This is a genomic window from Streptomyces sp. NPDC006923, assembly GCF_040635655.1.
GTDB lineage: Bacteria > Actinomycetota > Actinomycetes > Streptomycetales > Streptomycetaceae > Streptomyces.
The window spans coordinates 255,978-274,807 of record NZ_JBEYIF010000006.1 but is presented as its reverse complement, the minus strand read 5'-3'; the positions used below and the strand labels follow the sequence as shown (position 1 = coordinate 274,807).

Below are 18,830 nucleotides of genomic sequence, written 5' to 3'. Positions count from 1 at the left end.
ACGTGCCACGGCATGCTCGGCGGAGACGGGCCAAGGCCCCCGTCATCCAACGCAGGCACGACGGCACGGGACGGTGGACGGATGACACGCACGGGACGAGCGGCCGGGGTGGCCCTGGCGGCGGGGCTGCTGCTGGCGGCCTGCGGCGGGGGCGGTACGGATCCTTCGGACAGCGCGACCCGACCGGCCGTCTCGGCGACCGCGTCGACGACCGTGCCGAATACGGCGACGACCGCACCGGCGGAGCAGGGAAAATCGTCGGACTCCTCCCCTCCGGTCGTCCCGCCGCGGATGGAGACCCTGGTCACCGTCACCCGGTCCGGCGGTCTCGCGGGGCGCCACGACAGCGTGGTCGTCCACTCCGACGGCTCGTACACCACGCTCGTCAAGGGCCGGACGGGCACGTCGGGACGGATGACGGCCGGCGAACTCGCCGAGCTGCGCGCCGCCCTGTCCGCGTCCGGGATCGAGCGGCTCCCCCGGGTGCTCTTCGACCGGCCCGCGCCGGACGCGTACCTCTACGCCATCACGTACCGGGGCCATGAGGTGGTGATGTCCGACGCGCAGCCGGTGCCGCCGGTGCGCCGGGTGGTCGCGGCGGCGCCGCTCCCCTCCTGACCCGGGACCCCCGGCCGGCGGCTCCCCACCCGCGGCTCCCGACCCGGAACACCCGGGCCGGGGCCGGAAACCGCCTGGGCCACACCGGTCAACCTTCCCGGCGCGCGTGCGCCGGCGGCGGAAACGAATTGCCCCCTTCCTCCCCGCCCCGCCAGGATGACCGGGACCGCATCCGCCGTACGAGGAGATCCCCACCGTGCCCGTGCCCGATCCCGACTCCAGTTCCGCTCCCGGCAACGGCCACCGGAACGCCTCCGGCAACGGTCCCGGCGGACCGGGCGGCGGGCCCAACGCCGAGCCCGTCACCCTGGACCGCCGCGACGGACCGTACGGGGAGATCGTCCTGCGGCAGCGCGGCGAGCGGCTGGAGATCATCGCCAATGGCTGCTTCCTGATGGACACCTCGGACGGCCGTTCCGAGCGGCTGCTGATCGACGCCGCGCTGGCGGCCCTCCCCGCCGAGCGCCGCGACCGGCTGCCGTCCCTCCTCATCGGCGGCCTCGGCGTCGGCTTCTCCCTCGCGCACGCCGTCGCCGATCCGCACTGGGGCCGGATCATGGTCGTCGAGCGCGAGCAGGCCGTCATCGACTGGCATCACGGCGGCCCGCTCGCCCGTATCTCGGGCGCGGCACTCGTCGATCCGCGCGTGGTGATCCTGCACACCGATCTGGTGGAACACGTGAGAACCAGCACGGACAGCTACGACGCGCTCTGCCTCGACATCGACAACGGACCCGACTGGACCGTCACGGAGGGCAACGGAAACCTGTACTCGGCGGAGGGTCTCGCCGCCTGCCGGGAACGGCTGAATCCGGGCGGAGTGCTGGCCGTTTGGTCGGCCCAGCCTTCGGCCGCCTTCGAGGAAGCGCTGCGTAATGCCGGATTCAGCGGGGTTCGGACGGAAGAGATGCGCGTTGCCCGAGGCGTACCCGACGTGGTCCATCTCGCTGTTCGCACTGCGTAGCCGGGACCCTCCCGCTGCCTCTACGCTGCTCCCCGACACACGGATCCGCGATCTCCCCGGAGATCGCGGATCAAGGATCGCGGAACGCGTACCAGGGGCGGGGCGATGGAGCAGACACATACCAGCCACAGCGGAGTCGCGGCCACGCCCGGCGCCCAGCGCCGAGTCCTGGTCGTCGAGGACGACGTGACGATCGTCGACGCCATCGCCGCGCGGCTGCGGGCCGAGGGCTTTGTGGTGCAGACGGCGCTCGACGGTCCGGCGGCGGTCGACGCGGCCGAGGCGTGGCAGCCGGATCTGATGGTCCTCGATGTGATGCTGCCCGGCTTCGACGGCCTGGAGGTCTGCCGGCGCGTGCAGGCGCAGCGTCCGGTGCCCGTGCTGATGCTCACGGCCCGCGACGACGAGACCGACATGCTGGTCGGTCTCGGTGTGGGCGCCGACGACTACATGACCAAGCCGTTCTCCATGCGGGAGCTGGCGGCCCGGGTGCATGTGCTGCTGCGCCGGGTGGAGCGCGCGGCACTCGCGGCGGTGACCCCGCGCAGCGGCATCCTGCGGCTGGGCGAACTGGAGATCGACCACGCGCAGCGCCGGGTGCGGGTGCGCGGCGAGGACGTCCATCTGACGCCCACCGAGTTCGATCTGCTGGTCTGCCTGGCGAACACGCCGCGCGCGGTGCTGTCCCGGGAACAGCTCCTCGCCGAGGTGTGGGACTGGGCGGACGCGTCGGGCACCCGGACGGTCGACAGCCATATCAAGGCGCTGCGCCGGAAGATCGGCGCCGAGCGGATCCGTACCGTGCACGGCGTCGGCTACGCGCTGGAGACCCCGGCGCCATGAGCCGTCGCGGGAGCGGCGGGGGCGCCGGCGGAGAGGGACCGGCCAGATCCGGCCACGCAAGAGCGGGACACGACAGGGCGGGCCGCCGCGGTGAGCCGCGCGCCGGCGGTGCCGACAGAACGGGGCTGCGGCCCTTCTCCATCAAGGCCAAGCTCGGCACTCTGGTCGTCGTCTCGGTGTTCATCACCACCGGTCTGCTGATGGTGGCCCTGCGCACCGACACCGAGCTGCGCTTCATCACCGTCTTCTCGGTGATCGCCACGCTGCTGATCACCCAGTTCGTGGCCCATGGCCTCACCGCCCCGCTGGACGAGATGACCACCGTCGCCAAGGGCATCTCGCACGGCGACTACACGCGCCGGGTGAGCGGCGCGGACCGCTGGGACGAGCTGGGCGACCTCGCCTCCACGATCAATCGCATGGCCGACGACCTGGAGGCGGTGGACCGGCACCGCAAGGAGCTGGTGGCCAACGTCTCGCACGAGCTGCGCACCCCCATCGCGGCCCTGCGCGCCGTGCTGGAGAACGTCGTCGACGGGGTGTCCGCCGCCGATCCCGAGACCATGCTCACGGCGCTGAGGCAGACGGAGCGGCTCGGCCGGCTGACGGAGACGCTGCTGGACCTGTCCCGGCTGGACAGCGGCGTCGTACCGCTGCGGGCGCGGCGCTTCGAGGTGTGGCCGTATCTCTCCGGTGTGCTCAAGGAGGCCAGTCTGGCCGCCTCGCAGCGCAAGCTGAGTTCCGGTTCCGGCAACCACACCCGTACGGACGTGCATCTGCATCTGGACGTCTCGCCCCCGGAGCTGACCGCGCACGCGGACGCGGAGCGGCTGCACCAGGTCGTCGCCAACCTCGTCGACAACGCCGTCAAGCACAGCCCGCCGCACGGCCGCGTCACGGTGCGTGCCCGGCGTGGCGCCGAGCCCGAGTCGCTGGATCTGGAGGTCGAGGACGAGGGCCCCGGTATCCCCGAGCAGGAGCGGCACCGGGTGTTCGAGCGGTTCAACCGGGGCAGCTCGGCGTCCGTGGACGGCCCCGGCAGCGACGGCGGTACGGGACTGGGTCTGGCGATCGCGCGCTGGGCCGTCGATCTGCACGGCGGACGCATCGGTGTGGCCGAATCCGCGCGTGGCTGCCGGATACAGGTCACTCTTCCGGGGGTCCCCCGACCGCGCGGTTGACCGGTAGAGTCGCTTTTGTAAGCGCACCATCTCCGGGTACGGAGTCGGGGACGGGCGGGCAACGGGCCGCTTACGCGTCGTGGCTGGGGCGTCGTTTTCCCTGACGCAGCGAAACCAGGCTTGTTTCCCGCCAATTCATACGCTGAAACCCGCCGTCCGATGTGACTTGCACGACGATGGCACGCCCGGCCTGCACCTCTCGGCCCGGTAGGCGTAGCCTTGATTCCCGCTGTCCATCACCTTGTGAAGCGGAAGAGGGCGGTTCACGCCGTGTCGTCTCAGTCCCCCAGTAACGCGAGCATCTCGACCGACGAAGACGGGCAGGGCAAGAACCCTGCCGCTGCCTTCGGAGCCAATGAGTGGCTCGTCGACGAGATCTACCAGCAGTACCTCCAGGACCCGAATTCGGTCGACCGTGCCTGGTGGGACTTCTTCGCCGACTACAAGCCGGGCACCCCCGGCACGGCGGACAAGCCCGCGGAGACCGCAGCCGCGGGGGCTGCGGTGCCCGAGAGCCCGGCGGCCGCACCGGCCCCTGTCGCACCGGCGCAGCCCGTGGTCCGGGCCCCGGTCCAGGCCCAGGCGCCCGCCCAGGTCGCGGCCCCCGCCGCACCGGCGAAGCCCGCGGCGGCGCCCGCGCCCGCCCAGGCGGCGCCCGCCAAGGCCGCTCCGGCCCAGCCCGCCGCGGCGCCGGCCAAGGCCGCGCCCGCCGCGAACGGCAGCGCGGAGTCCGCCCCCGAGGGTCCTGAGTATGTGACGCTGCGTGGCCCCTCGGCCGCCGTCGCGAAGAACATGAACGCCTCGCTGGAGCTGCCCACGGCCACGTCCGTGCGCGCGGTCCCGGTCAAGCTGCTCTTCGACAACCGCATCGTCATCAACAACCACCTGAAGCGCGCGCGCGGCGGCAAGATCTCCTTCACGCACCTCATCGGCTACGCGATGGTGCAGGCGCTCAAGGCCATGCCGTCGATGAACCACTCCTTCGCGGTGCGGGACGGCAAGCCGACGCTGGTCAAGCCCGAGCATGTGAACCTCGGTCTCGCGATCGACCTGGTGAAGCCGAACGGCGACCGCCAGCTCGTCGTCGCCGGCATCAAGAAGGCCGAGACGCTCAACTTCTTCGAGTTCTGGCAGGCGTACGAGGACATCGTCCGCCGCGCCCGCACCAACAAGCTGACGATGGAGGACTTCTCCGGGGTCACCGCGTCGCTGACCAACCCGGGCGGTATCGGTACCGTCCACTCCGTGCCGCGTCTGATGCCCGGTCAGGGCCTCATCCTGGGCGTCGGCGCGATGGACTACCCCGCCGAGTTCCAGGGCACCTCCCAGGACACCCTGAACAAGCTGGGCATCTCCAAGGTCATGACGCTGACGTCGACCTACGACCACCGCGTCATCCAGGGCGCCGCCTCCGGCGAGTTCCTGCGGATCCTCAGCCAACTGCTGCTCGGCGAGAACGACTTCTTCGACGACATCTTCAAGGCGCTGCGGATCCCCTACGAGCCGGTGCGCTGGCTCAAGGACATCGACGCCTCGCACGACGACGACGTCACCAAGCCGGCCCGGGTCTTCGAGCTGATCCACTCCTACCGGGTGCGCGGCCATGTCATGGCCGACACGGACCCGCTGGAGTACCGCCAGCGCAAGCACCCCGACCTGGACATCACGGAGCACGGGCTGACGCTCTGGGACCTGGAGCGGGAGTTCGCGGTCGGCGGCTTCGCCGGCAAGTCCATGATGAAGCTGCGCGACATCCTGGGCGTGCTGCGTGAGTCGTACTGCCGCACCACCGGCATCGAGTTCATGCACATCCAGGACCCGAAGCAGCGCAAGTGGCTCCAGGACCGGGTGGAGCGGCCGCGCGCCAAGCCCGAGCGCGAGGAGCAGCTCCGGATCCTGCGCCGGCTCAACGCCGCCGAGGCCTTCGAGACCTTCCTGCAGACGAAGTACGTGGGCCAGAAGCGCTTCTCGCTGGAGGGCGGCGAGTCCGTCATCCCGCTGCTCGACGCGGTCATCGACTCCGCCGCCGAGTCGCGCCTCGACGAGGTCGTCATCGGCATGGCCCACCGCGGCCGGCTGAACGTCCTCGCGAACATCGTGGGCAAGTCGTACGCGCAGATCTTCCGGGAGTTCGAGGGCAACCTCGACCCGAAGTCGATGCACGGCTCCGGCGACGTGAAGTACCACCTGGGCGCCGAGGGCACCTTCACCGGCCTCGACGGCGAGCAGATCAAGGTCTCGCTGGCCGCCAACCCCTCCCACCTGGAGGCGGTCGACCCGATCCTGGAGGGCATCGCCCGCGCCAAGCAGGACATCATCAACAAGGCCGGCACGGACTTCACCGTGCTGCCCCTGGCGCTCCACGGCGACGCGGCCTTCGCCGGCCAGGGTGTGGTCGCCGAGACGCTCAACATGTCCCAGCTCCGCGGCTACCGCACCGGCGGCACGGTGCACATCGTGATCAACAACCAGGTCGGCTTCACCGCCGCCCCGGAGTCGTCGCGTTCGTCCATGTACGCGACCGACGTCGCCCGCATGATCGAGGCGCCGATCATCCATGTGAACGGTGACGACCCGGAGGCCGTGGTCCGCGTCGGCCGGCTCGCCTTCGAGTTCCGCCAGACGTTCAACAAGGACGTCGTCATCGACCTCATCTGCTACCGCCGCCGCGGTCACAACGAGGGCGACAACCCGCAGTTCACCAACCCGCAGATGGTCCGCCTGATCGACAAGAAGCGCTCGGTGCGCAAGCTCTACACCGAGTCGCTGATCGGCCGCGGCGACATCACGCTGGAAGAGGCGGAGCAGGCGCTCCAGGACTTCCAGGGCCAGCTCGAAAAGGTGTTCGCGGAGGTCCGCGAGGCCACCTCGGGCCCCGCTCCGGCCCATGTCCCCGACGTCCAGGCCGAGTTCCCGGTCGCCGTGACGACGGCGGTCTCCCAGGAGATCGTCAAGCGGATCGCCGAGTCGCAGGTCAACATCCCGGACAGCGTCACCGTCCACCCGCGTCTGATGCCGCAGATGCAGCGCCGCGCCGCCTCGGTGGACGACGGCACGATCGACTGGGGCATGGGCGAGACCCTCGCCATCGGCTCGCTGCTGATGGAGGGCACCCCGGTCCGGCTCTCCGGCCAGGACACCCGCCGCGGCACGTTCGGCCAGCGCCACGCGGTCCTGGTCGACCAGGAGACCGGCGAGGACTACACCCCGCTCCAGTACCTCTCGGAGGACCAGGCCCGCTACAACGTCTACGACTCGCTGCTCAGCGAGTACGCGGCGATGGGCTTCGAGTACGGCTACTCCCTGGCCCGGCCGGACGCGCTGGTCATGTGGGAGGCGCAGTTCGGTGACTTCGTCAACGGCGCCCAGTCCGTCGTCGACGAGTTCATCTCCTCGGCCGAGCAGAAGTGGGGCCAGACGTCCGGCGTCACCCTGCTGCTGCCGCACGGCTACGAGGGCCAGGGCCCGGACCACTCGTCCGCCCGCCCGGAGCGCTTCCTCCAGATGTGCGCCCAGCACAACATGACGGTCGCCATGCCGACCCTGCCGTCGAACTACTTCCACCTGCTGCGCTGGCAGGTCCACAACCCGCACCACAAGCCGCTCGTCGTCTTCACCCCGAAGTCGATGCTCCGGCTCAAGGCCGCGGCGTCCAAGGCGGAGGAGTTCACCACCGGCGGCTTCCGTCCGGTGATCGGTGACACCGGTGTGAGCCCGGAGGCGGTCCGCAAGGTCGTCTTCTGCGCTGGCAAGGTCTACTACGACCTGGACGCCGAGCGTCAGAAGCGCGGCGTCACGGACACCGCGATCCTGCGGCTGGAGCGTCTGTACCCGCTCCCGGGCGCGGAGCTCCAGGCCGAGATCGCCAAGTTCCCGAACGCCGACACCTACCTGTGGGCCCAGGAGGAGCCGGCCAACCAGGGTGCCTGGCCGTTCATCGCGCTCAACCTGATCGACCACCTGGACCTGGCGGTCGGCGCCGACATCCCGGGCGCCGAGCGGCTGCGGCGCATCTCGCGTCCGCACTCCTCGTCCCCGGCGGTCGGCTCGGCCAAGCGCCACCAGGCGGAGCAGCAGCAGCTCGTCAACGAGGTCTTCGACGCCTGACCCGCGTCCCCGCAGGGACCGTAAGACCGTACGAACCGGAGGGCCCGGTACCGCGCCACACGCGGTACCGGGCCCTCCGGCATTCCGGGACGTGACGGCCGCCCGGCCGCCCCCGGCGTCAGATGATGGGCGGCTCGAAGTCCCAGTAAGGACGGGTGCGGGAGCGGGCCGCGACGGTGTGGACGTGCTGGGCGCCGAGCGTCGCCACCAGATCGTCCAGGGCCTCGCCCTCGACCTTCTCGGCGCGCCGCCCGTCCCGCAGCGCGCGCAGGTCCGCCGCGTGCGCGATCCGGCTGGAGAGGGTCAGCGGATGGGTGCGGCCGAGGACCTCGGTGGCACGGGCGATGGTGTCGTTGGTCAGCGCGGCGGCACCCTCGGCGTCCCCCACGATATTGCGCAGCGCGGAGGCGTTGACGGCGCAGCCGAGGGTCCAGGGATGGGACTCGCCCACCGCCCGTGTCATATCGGCGAGGGACTCCTCGATCAGGGTGTGGGCCTGTTCCCGCTCGCCGACGTTGCGCAGGATCAGGGCGTGGTTGGCGCGGGTGCCCGCGACAAACGGGTGTGCCGGGCCGAGCATCGCCACATAACCCGTGACGACCCGCTCGCTTATGGCCCTGGCCTGGTCGATGTCGCCGTGCTCGCGGGCGAAGCAGCTCTGGCTGGCCGCGAACATCATGGTCAGCGGGTCGTTCTCGCCGAGGACGCGCTCGCAGCTCTCCAGCACCTGGGTGAACAGCGCGCCGGCCTTGCCGCGGTCACCGCCCCGGTACAGGCACAGCGCGAGATTGTGCTCGGCGCGCAGCGTCTGCGGGTTGTCCTTGCCCAGGACGATCCGGTGGACGCGCACACTCTGTCCCTGGAGCGACTCGGCCTCGCTGTAGCGGCCGAGCAGCCGCAGGTCCGTGGCGTAGTTGATCTCCGAGTAGAGGGTCCAGCTATGGCGGGGCCGCAGGAGCTGGCGCCGGGCCTCCAGCGTGCGCCGGTTGAGTTCGAGCGACTCCTCGTACCGGCCGAGCAGCCGCTGTGACATGGCCAGATTGTTCTGGGCGTTGAGCGTGCGGGAGTCCTGTTCGCCGAGCAGCTCGCGGTAGGCGGCGAGGATCCAGCCGGAGATCTCGTACGCCTCGTCGTACCGGCCGAGGCCGCGCAGGTCGGCGGCGAGCCCTCCGGCGGCCCGCAGGTGCTCCAGGTCCCGCGGCCCCCGTTCGTTGCGCAGATGCTCGACGGCGGCGCGCTCGATGGCCTCCGTGCCCGCGTAGTCGCCGACCGCGCGCATCAGGTTGGCGTAGTGGTAGCTCAGGTCCCAGATCCTCGGATGGGTCTCGCCCAGGAGCGTCTTCCAGGCGTCCAGCGCGCGCCGGCCGAGATTGATGCCCGCCCGGTACTCGCCGGAGAGATACATGTAGCGCAGGCAGTTGAGGATCAGCGTGTGCATGGCCGCGTCGGTGCTCTTGAGGACATCGGCCCACTTGAGGTGCGGGGTGATCTCCGCGTACCGGGGCCACAGCCGGGTGTCGGTGGGCCGGCCCGGGTCCGCCGCCACAAGCGCCCGGCGCACCACCTCGATGAACTCCTTGTGGTCCTGCGCGGGCATGTCCTGATGGACGATCTGGTGGACCATCCGGTGCATGTAGAGCGTGTCGCCCGCCACGCCGGAGAGACCGGCGTCGCCGACCGAGTCGTGGACCTCGCGCTCACCGACACCTGCGGCGCGCACCACCGCGTACTGGCGGAGCTTGTTGATGGCCCGCGCCCAGCGCACCGGGTCGTCCACCAGCCCCCGCAGTTTTTCCGGGAGTTCGTCGGCGGGCAGGTCCCGCACCAGCCGTACGGGGATGGCGCCCGGTGCGAAGAAGGTGCACAGCCGGAGCAGATCGACGGACTCGGGCACGGTCTCGCGGAGCTGGTTCAGCAGTATCGACCAGCCGGTCTGGAAGGCCAGCGGGAAGTCGGCGGACACCTTGACCACGTCCTGGTCGATGCCGTCCTCAAGAAGCTCGATGTACTGGTCGACGGACATGTCCGAGTCATTGAGCCAGCCCGCCGTCTGGTCCAGCAGCAGCGGCAGGTCCTCCAGCGCCACCGCGAGCTGGTCGGCCTCCTCCTGGGTCAGGCGCGGGGCGCGGCGGCGGACGAACGCGACGGACTCCTCACGGTCGTAGACCGGCACCTCCATCAGGGTGCTGTTGTGCTCGCCCCACTCCGGATTGCGCGCGGTGATCAGCACATGGCCGGGTCCGGTGGGCACCAGGTCCCAGATCTGCTCCGGCTCGTCCGCCCCGTCGAGGACCAGCAGCCAGCGGGAGTACGGCTCGCCCCGGCGCAGCGCGTCGCGGGCCGCGCGCAGCCGCTCGCCGTACTCCACCCCGGTGGACAGGCCGAGCGCCGGGGCCAGTTCGGCGAGCCGCTGCCGGCAGGTGACGCGCTTGTCCGCGGCGACCCACCACACCACGTCGTACTCGGCGCCGAAGCGGTACACGTACTCCGCGGCGAGCTGGGTCTTCCCCACGCCCGACATGCCGTGCAGGGTCACCACGCCGGCGCCGCGGCCGGCTTCCTGGAGCGCGTGATAGGCGTCGTTGAGCAGGGCCTCACGGCCGGTGAAGCGGGTGTTGCGGCGGGGCACGCCGCCCCACACATCGGGGGTGTCGGCCGGGTAGCGGGGCCCGCGGCGCGGGTCGCCCGCGTCGGGCAGCCGGTCGTCCGGCAGGCCGAGCCTGGCCAGGACGCGTCTCTCGGCCTCCTCCTCACCGACGGTGGTCAGATCGGCGGCGGCGAGGACGGCGGTGGCGCTGGGCAGCGCGGCGCCGGTGACGGTGACGGCGGCGAAGCGGCCGGGGGCCGGGGCCACCACCTCGCGCAGCGCTCTGTTCCACTCGTCGTGGCTGCGGGGGCCGAGCTGGAAGTACCAGTCGCTCAGGACGACAAGGACGGGGCCGGGCGCGAGCAGCAGGTCCCGCAGCGCCTCCTCCAGCGGGGCCTCCACCGGCGGATCCCAGCGCTGGTAGACGACCGTGTGTCCGCGCCGTTCGAGGCGGTCTCCGATCCAGGCCGCCCAGGCGCGGTTGAACCCGGCGAAACTGATGGTGACGGCCTGCGTCCCGGTTGCTGCAACTGGCTTACGCGCTCCGGGCATTCGACCGTCTCCCTGCATCGTCATACGCCCTTTTAACATACCCTGGAGCCCCGGATATCCATCCTGGTGCGCGCCGCTTCACGTTCCGTTCCTTTGGCGCCAGATCACCCGCGCGGTGCGTACGTACGCCGCCGCCCTGGCCAGGTGTCCCGGCGGCGGCGGGCTCTCTCCGAGCCGCTGGTACACGGCGATCATCTCGTTGACGACCACACGGCCCTCCGGGGTCAGCGCGCCCGATCCCGCCAGCACCGGCAGGACCGCGCCGACCTGTTCCCGGCAGCGGGCGTGCTCGGCCCAGGCGAGGTCGCGATGGGCGAGACGCTGCGCGCCGCGTGCGAAACGCTGCCAGTAGTCGGCGAGCGCGAGATGCGAGTACGCGCCCTGGAACAGCCCGTCGAAGGGTCGCGGATCGGGGCGCCAGGGCGCGAAGTGGCGGGCGGCGGTGTCCTCGTGGTGCAGCGGTGTGAGCGCGCCGAGTGCGGCGAGTTTGGTGTGCTGGAGCTCGTGCACGAGGGTCGAGGCGAAGAAGGCGGCGGTGGCCGGCTGGCTGCTGAGGACCGCGCCGAACGCCTCGCGCCGGGTGCCGCTGCAGTGCGCGGCCCCCTCGCCGGTGGGCGTCGAGCCGGGCGGCGGGGAGAGCGGCACGATGCAGTGCAGCAGGGCGGTGGCCTCGGCGACGCGGTGCGGGCCGCCGATGCGCAGCAGCGGTTCCACCCCCGACCAGGACCGCGCCCACGCCTTGCGTTCGCTGTCGTCCAGGGCGGTGACGGCGGACAGCGCGTGCCGTTCCGTACCGCTGCCCGCGGTGCGGTACGGATCGAGGTCGTCCAGGGGTACGGGCACGGCGCCGGGCCGCAGCGGCGGCAGTGTGAACACGGGCAGCCAGCGTGGGTCGTCGGAGCGCGCGCCGCCGTCCCCGGTCCGTACGACGACGGGCTCGGCGTATTCCTGACGTAACGTCAGCCGTCCGTCCGCCAGGGCCACATCGACCGGTACCGGCTGTCCCGGGCGGGTGCGGAGCGCGCCCAGCGCGGGCAGCACCAGCAGTCCGTCATGGGCCCTGAGCGCCCCGGTGAAGGGCAGCCCCGCCCGGATCGCGGCAGCGGCGGCGAGGGCGCTGAAGTGGTCCAGGTCGGCGCGGAGTTCGGGGACCGGCCCGGCGGCGGTGAGGCCGCGCAGGCAGCGCTGTGCCCAGGGGCCGGCCAGTGGATACAGCAGGACGGTCCGTACGGCGGTCCGGTCGGCGCGCTCGGCCGCCTCCAGCAGGGCCCAGTCGCGGTGCAGCCGGTCGAGCAGGCCGGGCGGGCAGACGGCCGCCGGTGCGGCCGCCGCCGCGTCGAGCAGGGCCCGCAGCAGCACCAGACGGCGGGTGTGCTGGTCGCGTACGAGCAGTGTGAGGGCCTCGTCGCCGCCCTCGGTACGGCCGAGTTCGCGCAGCAGCCGCTCCGGAAGCCGGACGGCCGGGCTCATCGGAGCCCCCGGGCGGGCGCGGGGGCGGTGGCCGCCTCGGTGAGCCGGGCCGCCACATGACGGATCAGCCGGTCGAGGTCGGCGCAGTACACCGAGGGGTTGGTGAAGCCGTGTCCCGCGCGGTAGCGGTGGGCGTAGTGGCCGCCGCCGCAGACGGTGAGCAGCGGACAGGCCCGGCAGACGGCGGCGAGCGCCCCGGCACCGGCCTGGCGGGCGGCGACCCCGGGATGGCGCAGCGCGTCGTCGAAGGTGTGGCGGAAGATGTCGAGTCCGGTGGCGGCTGCCGTGTCGTAGGCGGACTTGAGGGAGTCGACCTGCTCGATGGCGCCGTCGGTCTCGATCACGATCGCGTTGACCGGGTCGAGCCCGAGGGACTCGGTGGCGGCGGGCAGTCCCAGCAGCAGCGCGAGGCACTCCTCGAAGAGCCGGATCCTGGTCTCCCGGTGCCCGGCCCGCCACCACCGGTCGAAGACCGTGCTCAGCCAGTCGCCGTACGGGGTCGGCCGGCCGGACTCACCGGGGTGCGCGGCGGGCAGGCCGGGCGGCGGACTGGTCCAGTTGCCGTGCGGCAGCAGCAGATCGACCGCGGGCGGGCGCAGGGTCAGCAGCGATTCGTACACCTCGACCGGGTCGGTGCGCGGGTCGACGACGGTGAGGATGCCCGCGTACGCCTCGGGGCCGTGGGCGGCGAGCAGCCTGGCGCCGCGTGCGGCTGCGGGCCAGGACGGCCGTCCCGCGTGGTCGGTACGGAGTGTGTTGTGCGCGGGCAGACCGCCGTCGAGGCTGATGCCGACGCGTATGGAGTGCCGGGCGAGGGTGGCGATCCGGCTCTCGGTGAGCAGGGTGGCGTTGGTCTGCACGGTGGTGTGGACGGTGCGGCCCGGTCCTGTCCGGTCGCGTACGAGACCGGCGAAGGCGGCCAGCCGCCCGGCGCCCGCGAGCAGCGGCTCGCCGCCGTGCAGGACGAGTGAGAGCTCACGCAGGGAGTGGGCGCCGGCGTGTTCGGCGATCCGGGACGCGGCACGGTCCAGGACCTCGGGCGAGGCGGCGGCCGGGCGGCCGCGCCAGGTCCGGTCGGGGCCCTCGTACAAATAGCAGTAGCGGCAGGCGAGATTGCACCGGCCGTGCGTCTTCACGATGAACTGCCCGAATGGCACGGGCACCGGGGCGGCGGGTGGTGCCTCCCGGACCGGGTGCGGCAGGGTCCGGGCGCCCCGGGGCTCCGGCGTTCCCGGTACGCGCGGCGTCGCCCGTCGAGACACTCCCGAACCCCCATGCTGTGCGGCGTCTGGGGCAGCCGGAGCTGCCGGGCCGAGGGCGTGCCGGGCGTCGTGAGCCAGGCGGCACTTCCGAAACACGCCCTGGGCGAGTATCCCTGGCGGGTCGGGCGGGCAAACCGAGGCGGGCCATGTTGTCCTGTTCGACCGTGTCCCGGACCGAAACCGGGCGCGAAGCCCCGCCCGGGAGGTCGCGCGAACCGAGGGGGCGGCGCCCCGCCCCCTCCCCCGGCCCGCCTCATGTGCTGTGAATCCGTCCGGCTCGCGCCGCCCGTTCTAGAACGCGTTGGTGAACCCCCACAGCATTTCCCTCGGCTGTTCCGCGCGGTCGCGCAGATCCGCCACCACCTCGGTGAGCACCGGGTGGGTCAGGGTCCGCAGTGCCGCCAGGTCCAGCCCCAGCAGGTCCGGCAGTGCCCCGGGACCGTCCGGTGCGCCGGCTTCTCCGTGGTGCTTCCCGTCGTCCATCACGCCTCCCCGTTGTGGTGCGGCCTTCATATGCCTTCGCGGTCTTCCTACCGGTACGTCGGTGGATCCGGCTCCTTAAATCCAGCTCCGTGGACCCGGCTCCGTGGACCCGGCTCCGGACGGGGGGAGTTGAGCGCTCGCGGTGGAGCGCTCAGAACTCCAGCTCGGCCAGCCGGTCCAGGGTCGGCCGGGCCGCCTCGCCGCCGCCGTCCGGCAGCTTGCGCCATTCCGTACGGGCTGCCCGGTATGCCTCCCGCGCGGCCCGGGGCCGTCTCGCCTCTTCGTAGGTCATACCCCGCCAGTGGTGCGCCGCCGCACGCAATGCGACGGCGCGTGCGCGCTGGGCCGGAGTGTCCGCCTCCGCCTCGGCGGTCCTGGCCGCGTCCGCCGCGTCCCGGAACGCCTCGGCCGCCTCGTCCAGCCGGGCCGGCCGGTGCAGGCTGTGGTACGCGTCGAGATGGGAGCGGCCCAGCTCCAGCCAGCACCGGGCCGCGGTGAGCGGCTCGCGCGCCTCCTGGGCGGCCAGACCGAAGAGATGCTCGGCCTCGCGCAGATCCACCCGGTCGTCATTGAGCCGGTGACGCAGCATCAGCGCCTGCCCCAGCATGAGCAGCCGGTCCGCCTGGCGCGCGGTGCCGACCGCCGTCTCGGTGCGGCAGTCGCGCAGCACCCGGACCGCCGCGCCGATGTACGCGCTGCCGTCCGGCAGTTCGGCGCGCCGCAGCAGGGTCCTGCCCCATTCCGCGAGCAGGTCCGCGTGGGCCCGGGAGTCGCGTGTCGTGCCGCGCGCGGCACGGTCGAAGCACTCGGCGGCCTCCTGGAGCTCCGCCGGGTCGCCGGAGCGTGCGTACCGGGCGACCCGCACCCGGCCGGCCCTGGTCCTGAGCGAGGCGAGCAGCCGCTCGTCGCGCACGGTGGCCAGCGCCTGGTCGACCAGCGTCCCGGCCTCGTCGAGTCCGTCGCCCGACCTCAGCAGCGCGTCGACCAGGTCGAGCAGGATCCGGGCCTGGGTGCCCACGGTGTGCTGCGCGCCGCCCGGTGCCAGCGCCGTGCGCAGCGAGCGGGCGGCCTGGTCCGCGTACACCTGGGCCTGCTCGGTGTCGCCGGTGGCCCGGGAGAGCCTGAGCAGGGTGCGTCCATGGGCCAGGGGCAGCCCGGCGGGCCGGTTCTCCTGGTCGGGCCAGACGTCGGCGAACGCCTCCAGCATGCCGATCGCGCTCTGGAGCAGCGCGCTGTCACCGCCCAGCCGCCACTGCGCCTCCAGCGCGCGCACCCGCTCCAGGGTGAGCCGCAGGGCCTCGCCCGGCTCCAGGCCGGGTGCCGCGCAGGCGACGGTGTACTCGCGGTCGGCGCGGCGCAGCAGTTCCAGCGCGCCGTGCCGGTCCCCGCGCCGGCGCCGGTCGTCGGCGGCGGCGTGCAACACCTTGGCCAGCACGGCCCGTTCGCGTACCGCGCGGGGATGCGCGGCGGCCCGCTCGGCCGCGCGCTCCGCCTCGCGCAGCAGTTCTCCGCCGCCCTGGACCTCCCACAGCCGCAGCAGACAGCGGGCGAACTCCGCCCACAGCTCGGGATCGGCGCCGGCCGGCTCCTCGCGCTCGGTGGCACCCCGCAGGAGCTGTACGGCGTCGATCAGATACTGGACCATGCTGTCCGACTCGAACTGCCGGAGCAGTCCCCGGGCGCTCTCCACCGCCGCGTTGGTGGTCCGGCCGGGGTCGTCGCGCCCGCCGCGGTCGCCGTACAGCGCGAACTGTTCCGGCAGCGGCATAAAGCGTTCCAGGACCCGGGCGGCCACTTCGGCGAAGGGATGCGGGACGCGCGACGCGCCGCCGTGCTCACCATTCTCGCCGTGCTCGCCGTGCTCACCGTGCTCACCGCCGTAGTCCGGATCGCCGTTCTCGCCGCCGTACGCGCCGTCGTCGGGGCCGCCGCGCGGGTAGAACGGGCCCTGCCTGCCGTCGCCGAGCTGCGCGAGGGCCAGGGCGGGAAAGTTGGGTCCGCTTCTGCCGAACCGCTGCTCTATGTACTCCGAGCAGTGTTTGAGGACGAGCAGGGCCTCGTCCCGGCCGAGCGGGCCCAGCAGCGCCTCCTGCACTCCGGGCGCGAACTCGTACCAGGGCCCGTCGTCCGCGCCGTCGCCCTTGCTGCGTGCCAGCAACCCGCTGAGCAGCACCTCGGCCAGCTCCGAGGGGCCCGAGTCGGGCAGCATCGTCCGCTGCACGAGCTGCATCACCGGCAGATAGAGCGGAGCTGCCGCCAGATAGACGGCGAGCTGGCCGGCGGCCGGCGAGGCCGCCGAGCGGAACCGGCTGACGAGCTGGAGCGAGGACATCCCGCGGCCAGCCCGGGGCGCGGGCGCCGCCGGGTGGTCGGAGCGGACCCAGCCGACCGCGCCGGAGATACGTCCCGCGCCGGTGCCGGACAGCAGCCGGGCCCAGGCGCCGAGCGCGCCCGCGACCGGAGGCAGTACGGGGACGGCGAGGGCTCCGGGGCGCGCGGCGGGGGCGGTGGCGGCCTCCCCGGTGACCTTCAGTACGGCGGCCCCGCCGGGCCCCTCGCCCCGCGACAGGGCACCGTAGGTGACGGGCAGCCGGGTGCGGTTCCACATCCGCTGCGGCAGCGGCTGCAGCACCGCGGTGGGTGCCTGGCGGCCGAGCTGGTGCAGCAGCCGGTGGGCCTGGCCGCTGTGCCAGAGCGGTCCCGCGCAGTCGCTGACCACGACGGTGACCCGGCGTCCGGTCGGATCGCTGAGCCGGTCGGCGGAGCTGAGCGGCGCGGCGGCCGGATCGGGGCTTCTGCTGACGGCGGGAGCGCCGTCGGGCCCCTCGTGCAGATAGCGCACCTGTACGTCCCTGAAGGCCCCCAACTGCCCGAAGATCATCTGGAGTTCGGCGAAGAGCCGCTCCCAGACCCGCATCGAGGAGGAGGCGTCCATGACGAGCTGGAGCAGGGCGTCCGCCCGGGACACACCGCGGAACACCGGCATGATCAGCCCGCCGGCGCGGGCGCTCAGCTCGGCGGTCGCCCCCTCGTCCAGGGTGCGGCGCACCGGCGGCGCCGCGGGCCGGTAGCGCTGGAGCGGGCGCAGCGCACGCTGGAGTTCGAGCGGGGCCGGCAGCGCCGGGGCGGCCGGCACGCCCAGGGTGAGCGCGGCGGCGCCGGCCCGGAAGCCCGGGCGTGCCGCGTTGCCGCGCGGCTCGGGATAGAGCGCGATCCGGCGGTCGTCGTCCCCGTGGTCCGGCTGCTGCGCTGTCTCGTCCACCGGCTCGGTCTCCTGCGTGCGTTCGGGGTCGGCCGCCGGAGCGGCCAGCGGGCCGGGACCCGCCGGTCGCGTATCGGTACGGGGTGGTGCGCCGGTCCCCCCGCCGTGCGGCTGCCGCGCCTGCCCCCGGCCGGTCCAGTGGGCCAGCCAGAGCGCGTCGCAGAGCTGTTCGGCGTCGGGGTCGAGCCCGGCCGCGCGCAGCCGGGCGACGAACGCGGTCAGCAGCGCTCCGTCGTACGGTAACCGCCCGGCGTGGCCCGCGCCGCCGCTTCCGTCCGCGTCGGCCGTGCCGTTCGCCCGACTGCCCGGGACCGTCCGGCCGTCCGCCGTACCGTCCACCGGGGCATGCCCGTGTCCCGGCTCCGGCTCGTGGTCCGGGCCGTGCCCTGCCGTGACGTCGGGCATCAGCGTCTCACCTCGGCCGGTCGAGCCGCTGGATGAGCAGGTCCGCGAGCCGGTCGCGGCCGGCCGGGGCGGCGGCGTCGGTGAGATAGATGGCGTTCAACAACTGGTCGGTGGAGATGAGTTCGCTGCGCGAGCGCTCCAGGAAGTGCGCGATGAGATCGTCGCCGGCGCGCGCGGCCTCGTCGCCGAGGTGGGCCCGTACAAAGGTCGCCAGCCGCTGGTGATCCGGACGGCCGAGCTCCAGATGGATACAGCGGCGCATCAGCGGCGCCGGGAAGTCGCGCTCGCCATTGCTGGTGAGGACGACGAACGGGAAGGCCCTGCACTGCACCCGGCCGCCCCTGACCTTCACCTTCGTACCGTCGTCGGTGAGCACCTCGGCCTCGCCGCCGGGCAGCCGGTCGGCGATCCGCTCCAGCTCGGGAATGCCGAACTCGCCCTCCTCCAGCACATTGAGCAGGTCGTTCGGCAGGTCGATGTCGCTCTTGTCCAGCTCGTCGATGAGCAGGACGCGGGGCTGCTCCGAGGGCAGCAGCGCGGTGCCCAGCGGGCCCAGCCGGACATAGCTGCCGATGTCCGCCGAGGGATCCCGCTCCGCCGCGCCGCTGTGCGCCGCGATCTGCACATCCTGGAGCCGGGCGATCGCGTCGTAGTGGTACAGCCCGTCGAGAAGCGTGGATCTGCTGACGATGGGCCAGCGCAGCACCCGGCCGAGCCCCAGTTCGTGCGCGACGGAGTGGGCCAGGGTGCTCTTGCCCGCGCCGGGGCTTCCGGTGACCAGCAGCGGACGCCTCAGATAGAGCGCAGCGTTGATCATCTCCAGCTCCTCGGCGCCCGGCCGGTGCAGCTCCGCCTCGTGCCGGTAGCCGCCGAGCCGCCGGTCGGCCGAGCCGTCGCCGCCCTCCTCGCCGGGGGTCGCGTCGCCACGGCCCGCGAAGTCCCGCCAGGGCGGCGGCGGAGGCAACTGGGTGATGCCGTCGTGCGGTTCACCGGCCCCTCGGTAGATGAGCCACTCGCTGGATTCACTCATAGCGTGTTCCCTCGTCGTCACTCGTCCGCCAGGGGCAGCGACCGCCGAACCAGTGGCTCGCCACGG

11 protein-coding genes are annotated in these 18,830 nt (G+C 72.7%); 5 read left to right on the top strand and 6 right to left on the bottom strand.

Annotation, left to right across the window (positions count from 1 at the left end):
• The first annotated feature begins 81 nt into the window (after positions 1-81).
• The 5 genes from ABZ707_RS14620 (at position 82) to ABZ707_RS14600 (ending at position 7,713) form a co-directional block, all read left to right on the top strand.
• On the top strand, positions 82-618 hold the full coding sequence (locus ABZ707_RS14620; RefSeq protein ID WP_360173253.1) for a hypothetical protein: 537 nt from the start codon (positions 82-84) through the stop codon (positions 616-618).
• A gap of 307 nt (positions 619-925) precedes the next feature.
• The gene (locus ABZ707_RS14615; RefSeq protein WP_360173869.1) at positions 926-1,582 is read left to right on the top strand and encodes a spermidine synthase; all 657 of its coding nucleotides are present in this window, start codon (positions 926-928) and stop codon (positions 1,580-1,582) included.
• Positions 1,583-1,687: 105 nt separating this feature from the next.
• The gene (locus ABZ707_RS14610; protein ID WP_360173250.1) at positions 1,688-2,425 is read left to right on the top strand and encodes a response regulator transcription factor; all 738 of its coding nucleotides are present in this window, start codon (positions 1,688-1,690) and stop codon (positions 2,423-2,425) included.
• 125 nt (positions 2,426-2,550) lie between these two features.
• On the top strand, positions 2,551-3,606 hold the full coding sequence (locus ABZ707_RS14605; protein ID WP_360173866.1) for a HAMP domain-containing sensor histidine kinase: 1,056 nt from the start codon (positions 2,551-2,553) through the stop codon (positions 3,604-3,606).
• A 270-nt stretch (positions 3,607-3,876) separates the two neighbouring features.
• Positions 3,877-7,713, top strand: coding sequence for a multifunctional oxoglutarate decarboxylase/oxoglutarate dehydrogenase thiamine pyrophosphate-binding subunit/dihydrolipoyllysine-residue succinyltransferase subunit (locus tag ABZ707_RS14600; RefSeq protein ID WP_360173247.1), 3,837 nt, complete (start codon positions 3,877-3,879; stop codon positions 7,711-7,713).
• Between the two features lie 118 nt (positions 7,714-7,831).
• Here the strand turns inward: ABZ707_RS14600 and fxsT are convergent, their stop codons facing one another.
• From fxsT to ABZ707_RS14570, 6 genes are all read right to left on the bottom strand, one after another.
• Positions 7,832-10,852, bottom strand: a complete 3,021-nt coding sequence (gene fxsT, locus ABZ707_RS14595; RefSeq protein ID WP_360173245.1) for an FxSxx-COOH system tetratricopeptide repeat protein — start codon at positions 10,850-10,852, stop codon at positions 7,832-7,834.
• A gap of 78 nt (positions 10,853-10,930) precedes the next feature.
• On the bottom strand, positions 10,931-12,322 hold the full coding sequence (locus ABZ707_RS14590; RefSeq protein WP_360173243.1) for an HEXXH motif-containing putative peptide modification protein: 1,392 nt from the start codon (positions 12,320-12,322) through the stop codon (positions 10,931-10,933).
• Positions 12,319-13,524 (bottom strand): FxsB family cyclophane-forming radical SAM/SPASM peptide maturase, encoded by a 1,206-nt coding sequence (locus tag ABZ707_RS14585; protein WP_360173863.1) that lies wholly within the window; start codon positions 13,522-13,524, stop codon positions 12,319-12,321. Before ABZ707_RS14585 ends, ABZ707_RS14590 begins: the two co-directional genes overlap by 4 nt.
• A 351-nt stretch (positions 13,525-13,875) precedes the next feature.
• Positions 13,876-14,067 (bottom strand): FxSxx-COOH cyclophane-containing RiPP peptide, encoded by a 192-nt coding sequence (gene fxsA / locus ABZ707_RS14580; RefSeq protein WP_360173241.1) that lies wholly within the window; start codon positions 14,065-14,067, stop codon positions 13,876-13,878.
• A 151-nt stretch (positions 14,068-14,218) separates the two neighbouring features.
• Entirely contained in the window at positions 14,219-17,734 is a 3,516-nt protein-coding gene (locus ABZ707_RS14575) for an SAV_2336 N-terminal domain-related protein (RefSeq protein ID WP_360173239.1), read from the bottom strand.
• A gap of 7 nt (positions 17,735-17,741) precedes the next feature.
• Complete coding sequence (locus ABZ707_RS14570) at positions 17,742-18,764, bottom strand: MoxR family ATPase (protein ID WP_360173236.1); 1,023 nt, start codon at positions 18,762-18,764, stop codon at positions 17,742-17,744.
• Positions 18,765-18,830 lie beyond the last annotated feature (66 nt).

Bases quoted from the DNA above. Each gene is read 5' to 3' on its own strand.
- ABZ707_RS14620 (WP_360173253.1), top strand. From the start codon at position 82: ATGACACGCACGGGACGAGCGGCCGGGGTGGCCCTGGCGGCGGGGCTG.
- ABZ707_RS14610 (WP_360173250.1), top strand. From the start codon at position 1,688: ATGGAGCAGACACATACCAGCCACAGCGGAGTCGCGGCCACGCCCGGC.
- fxsT (WP_360173245.1), bottom strand. From the start codon at position 10,852: ATGCCCGGAGCGCGTAAGCCAGTTGCAGCAACCGGGACGCAGGCCGTC.
- ABZ707_RS14590 (WP_360173243.1), bottom strand. From the start codon at position 12,322: ATGAGCCCGGCCGTCCGGCTTCCGGAGCGGCTGCTGCGCGAACTCGGC.
- fxsA (WP_360173241.1), bottom strand. From the start codon at position 14,067: ATGGACGACGGGAAGCACCACGGAGAAGCCGGCGCACCGGACGGTCCC.
- ABZ707_RS14575 (WP_360173239.1), bottom strand. From the start codon at position 17,734: ATGCCCGACGTCACGGCAGGGCACGGCCCGGACCACGAGCCGGAGCCG.
- ABZ707_RS14570 (WP_360173236.1), bottom strand. From the start codon at position 18,764: ATGAGTGAATCCAGCGAGTGGCTCATCTACCGAGGGGCCGGTGAACCG.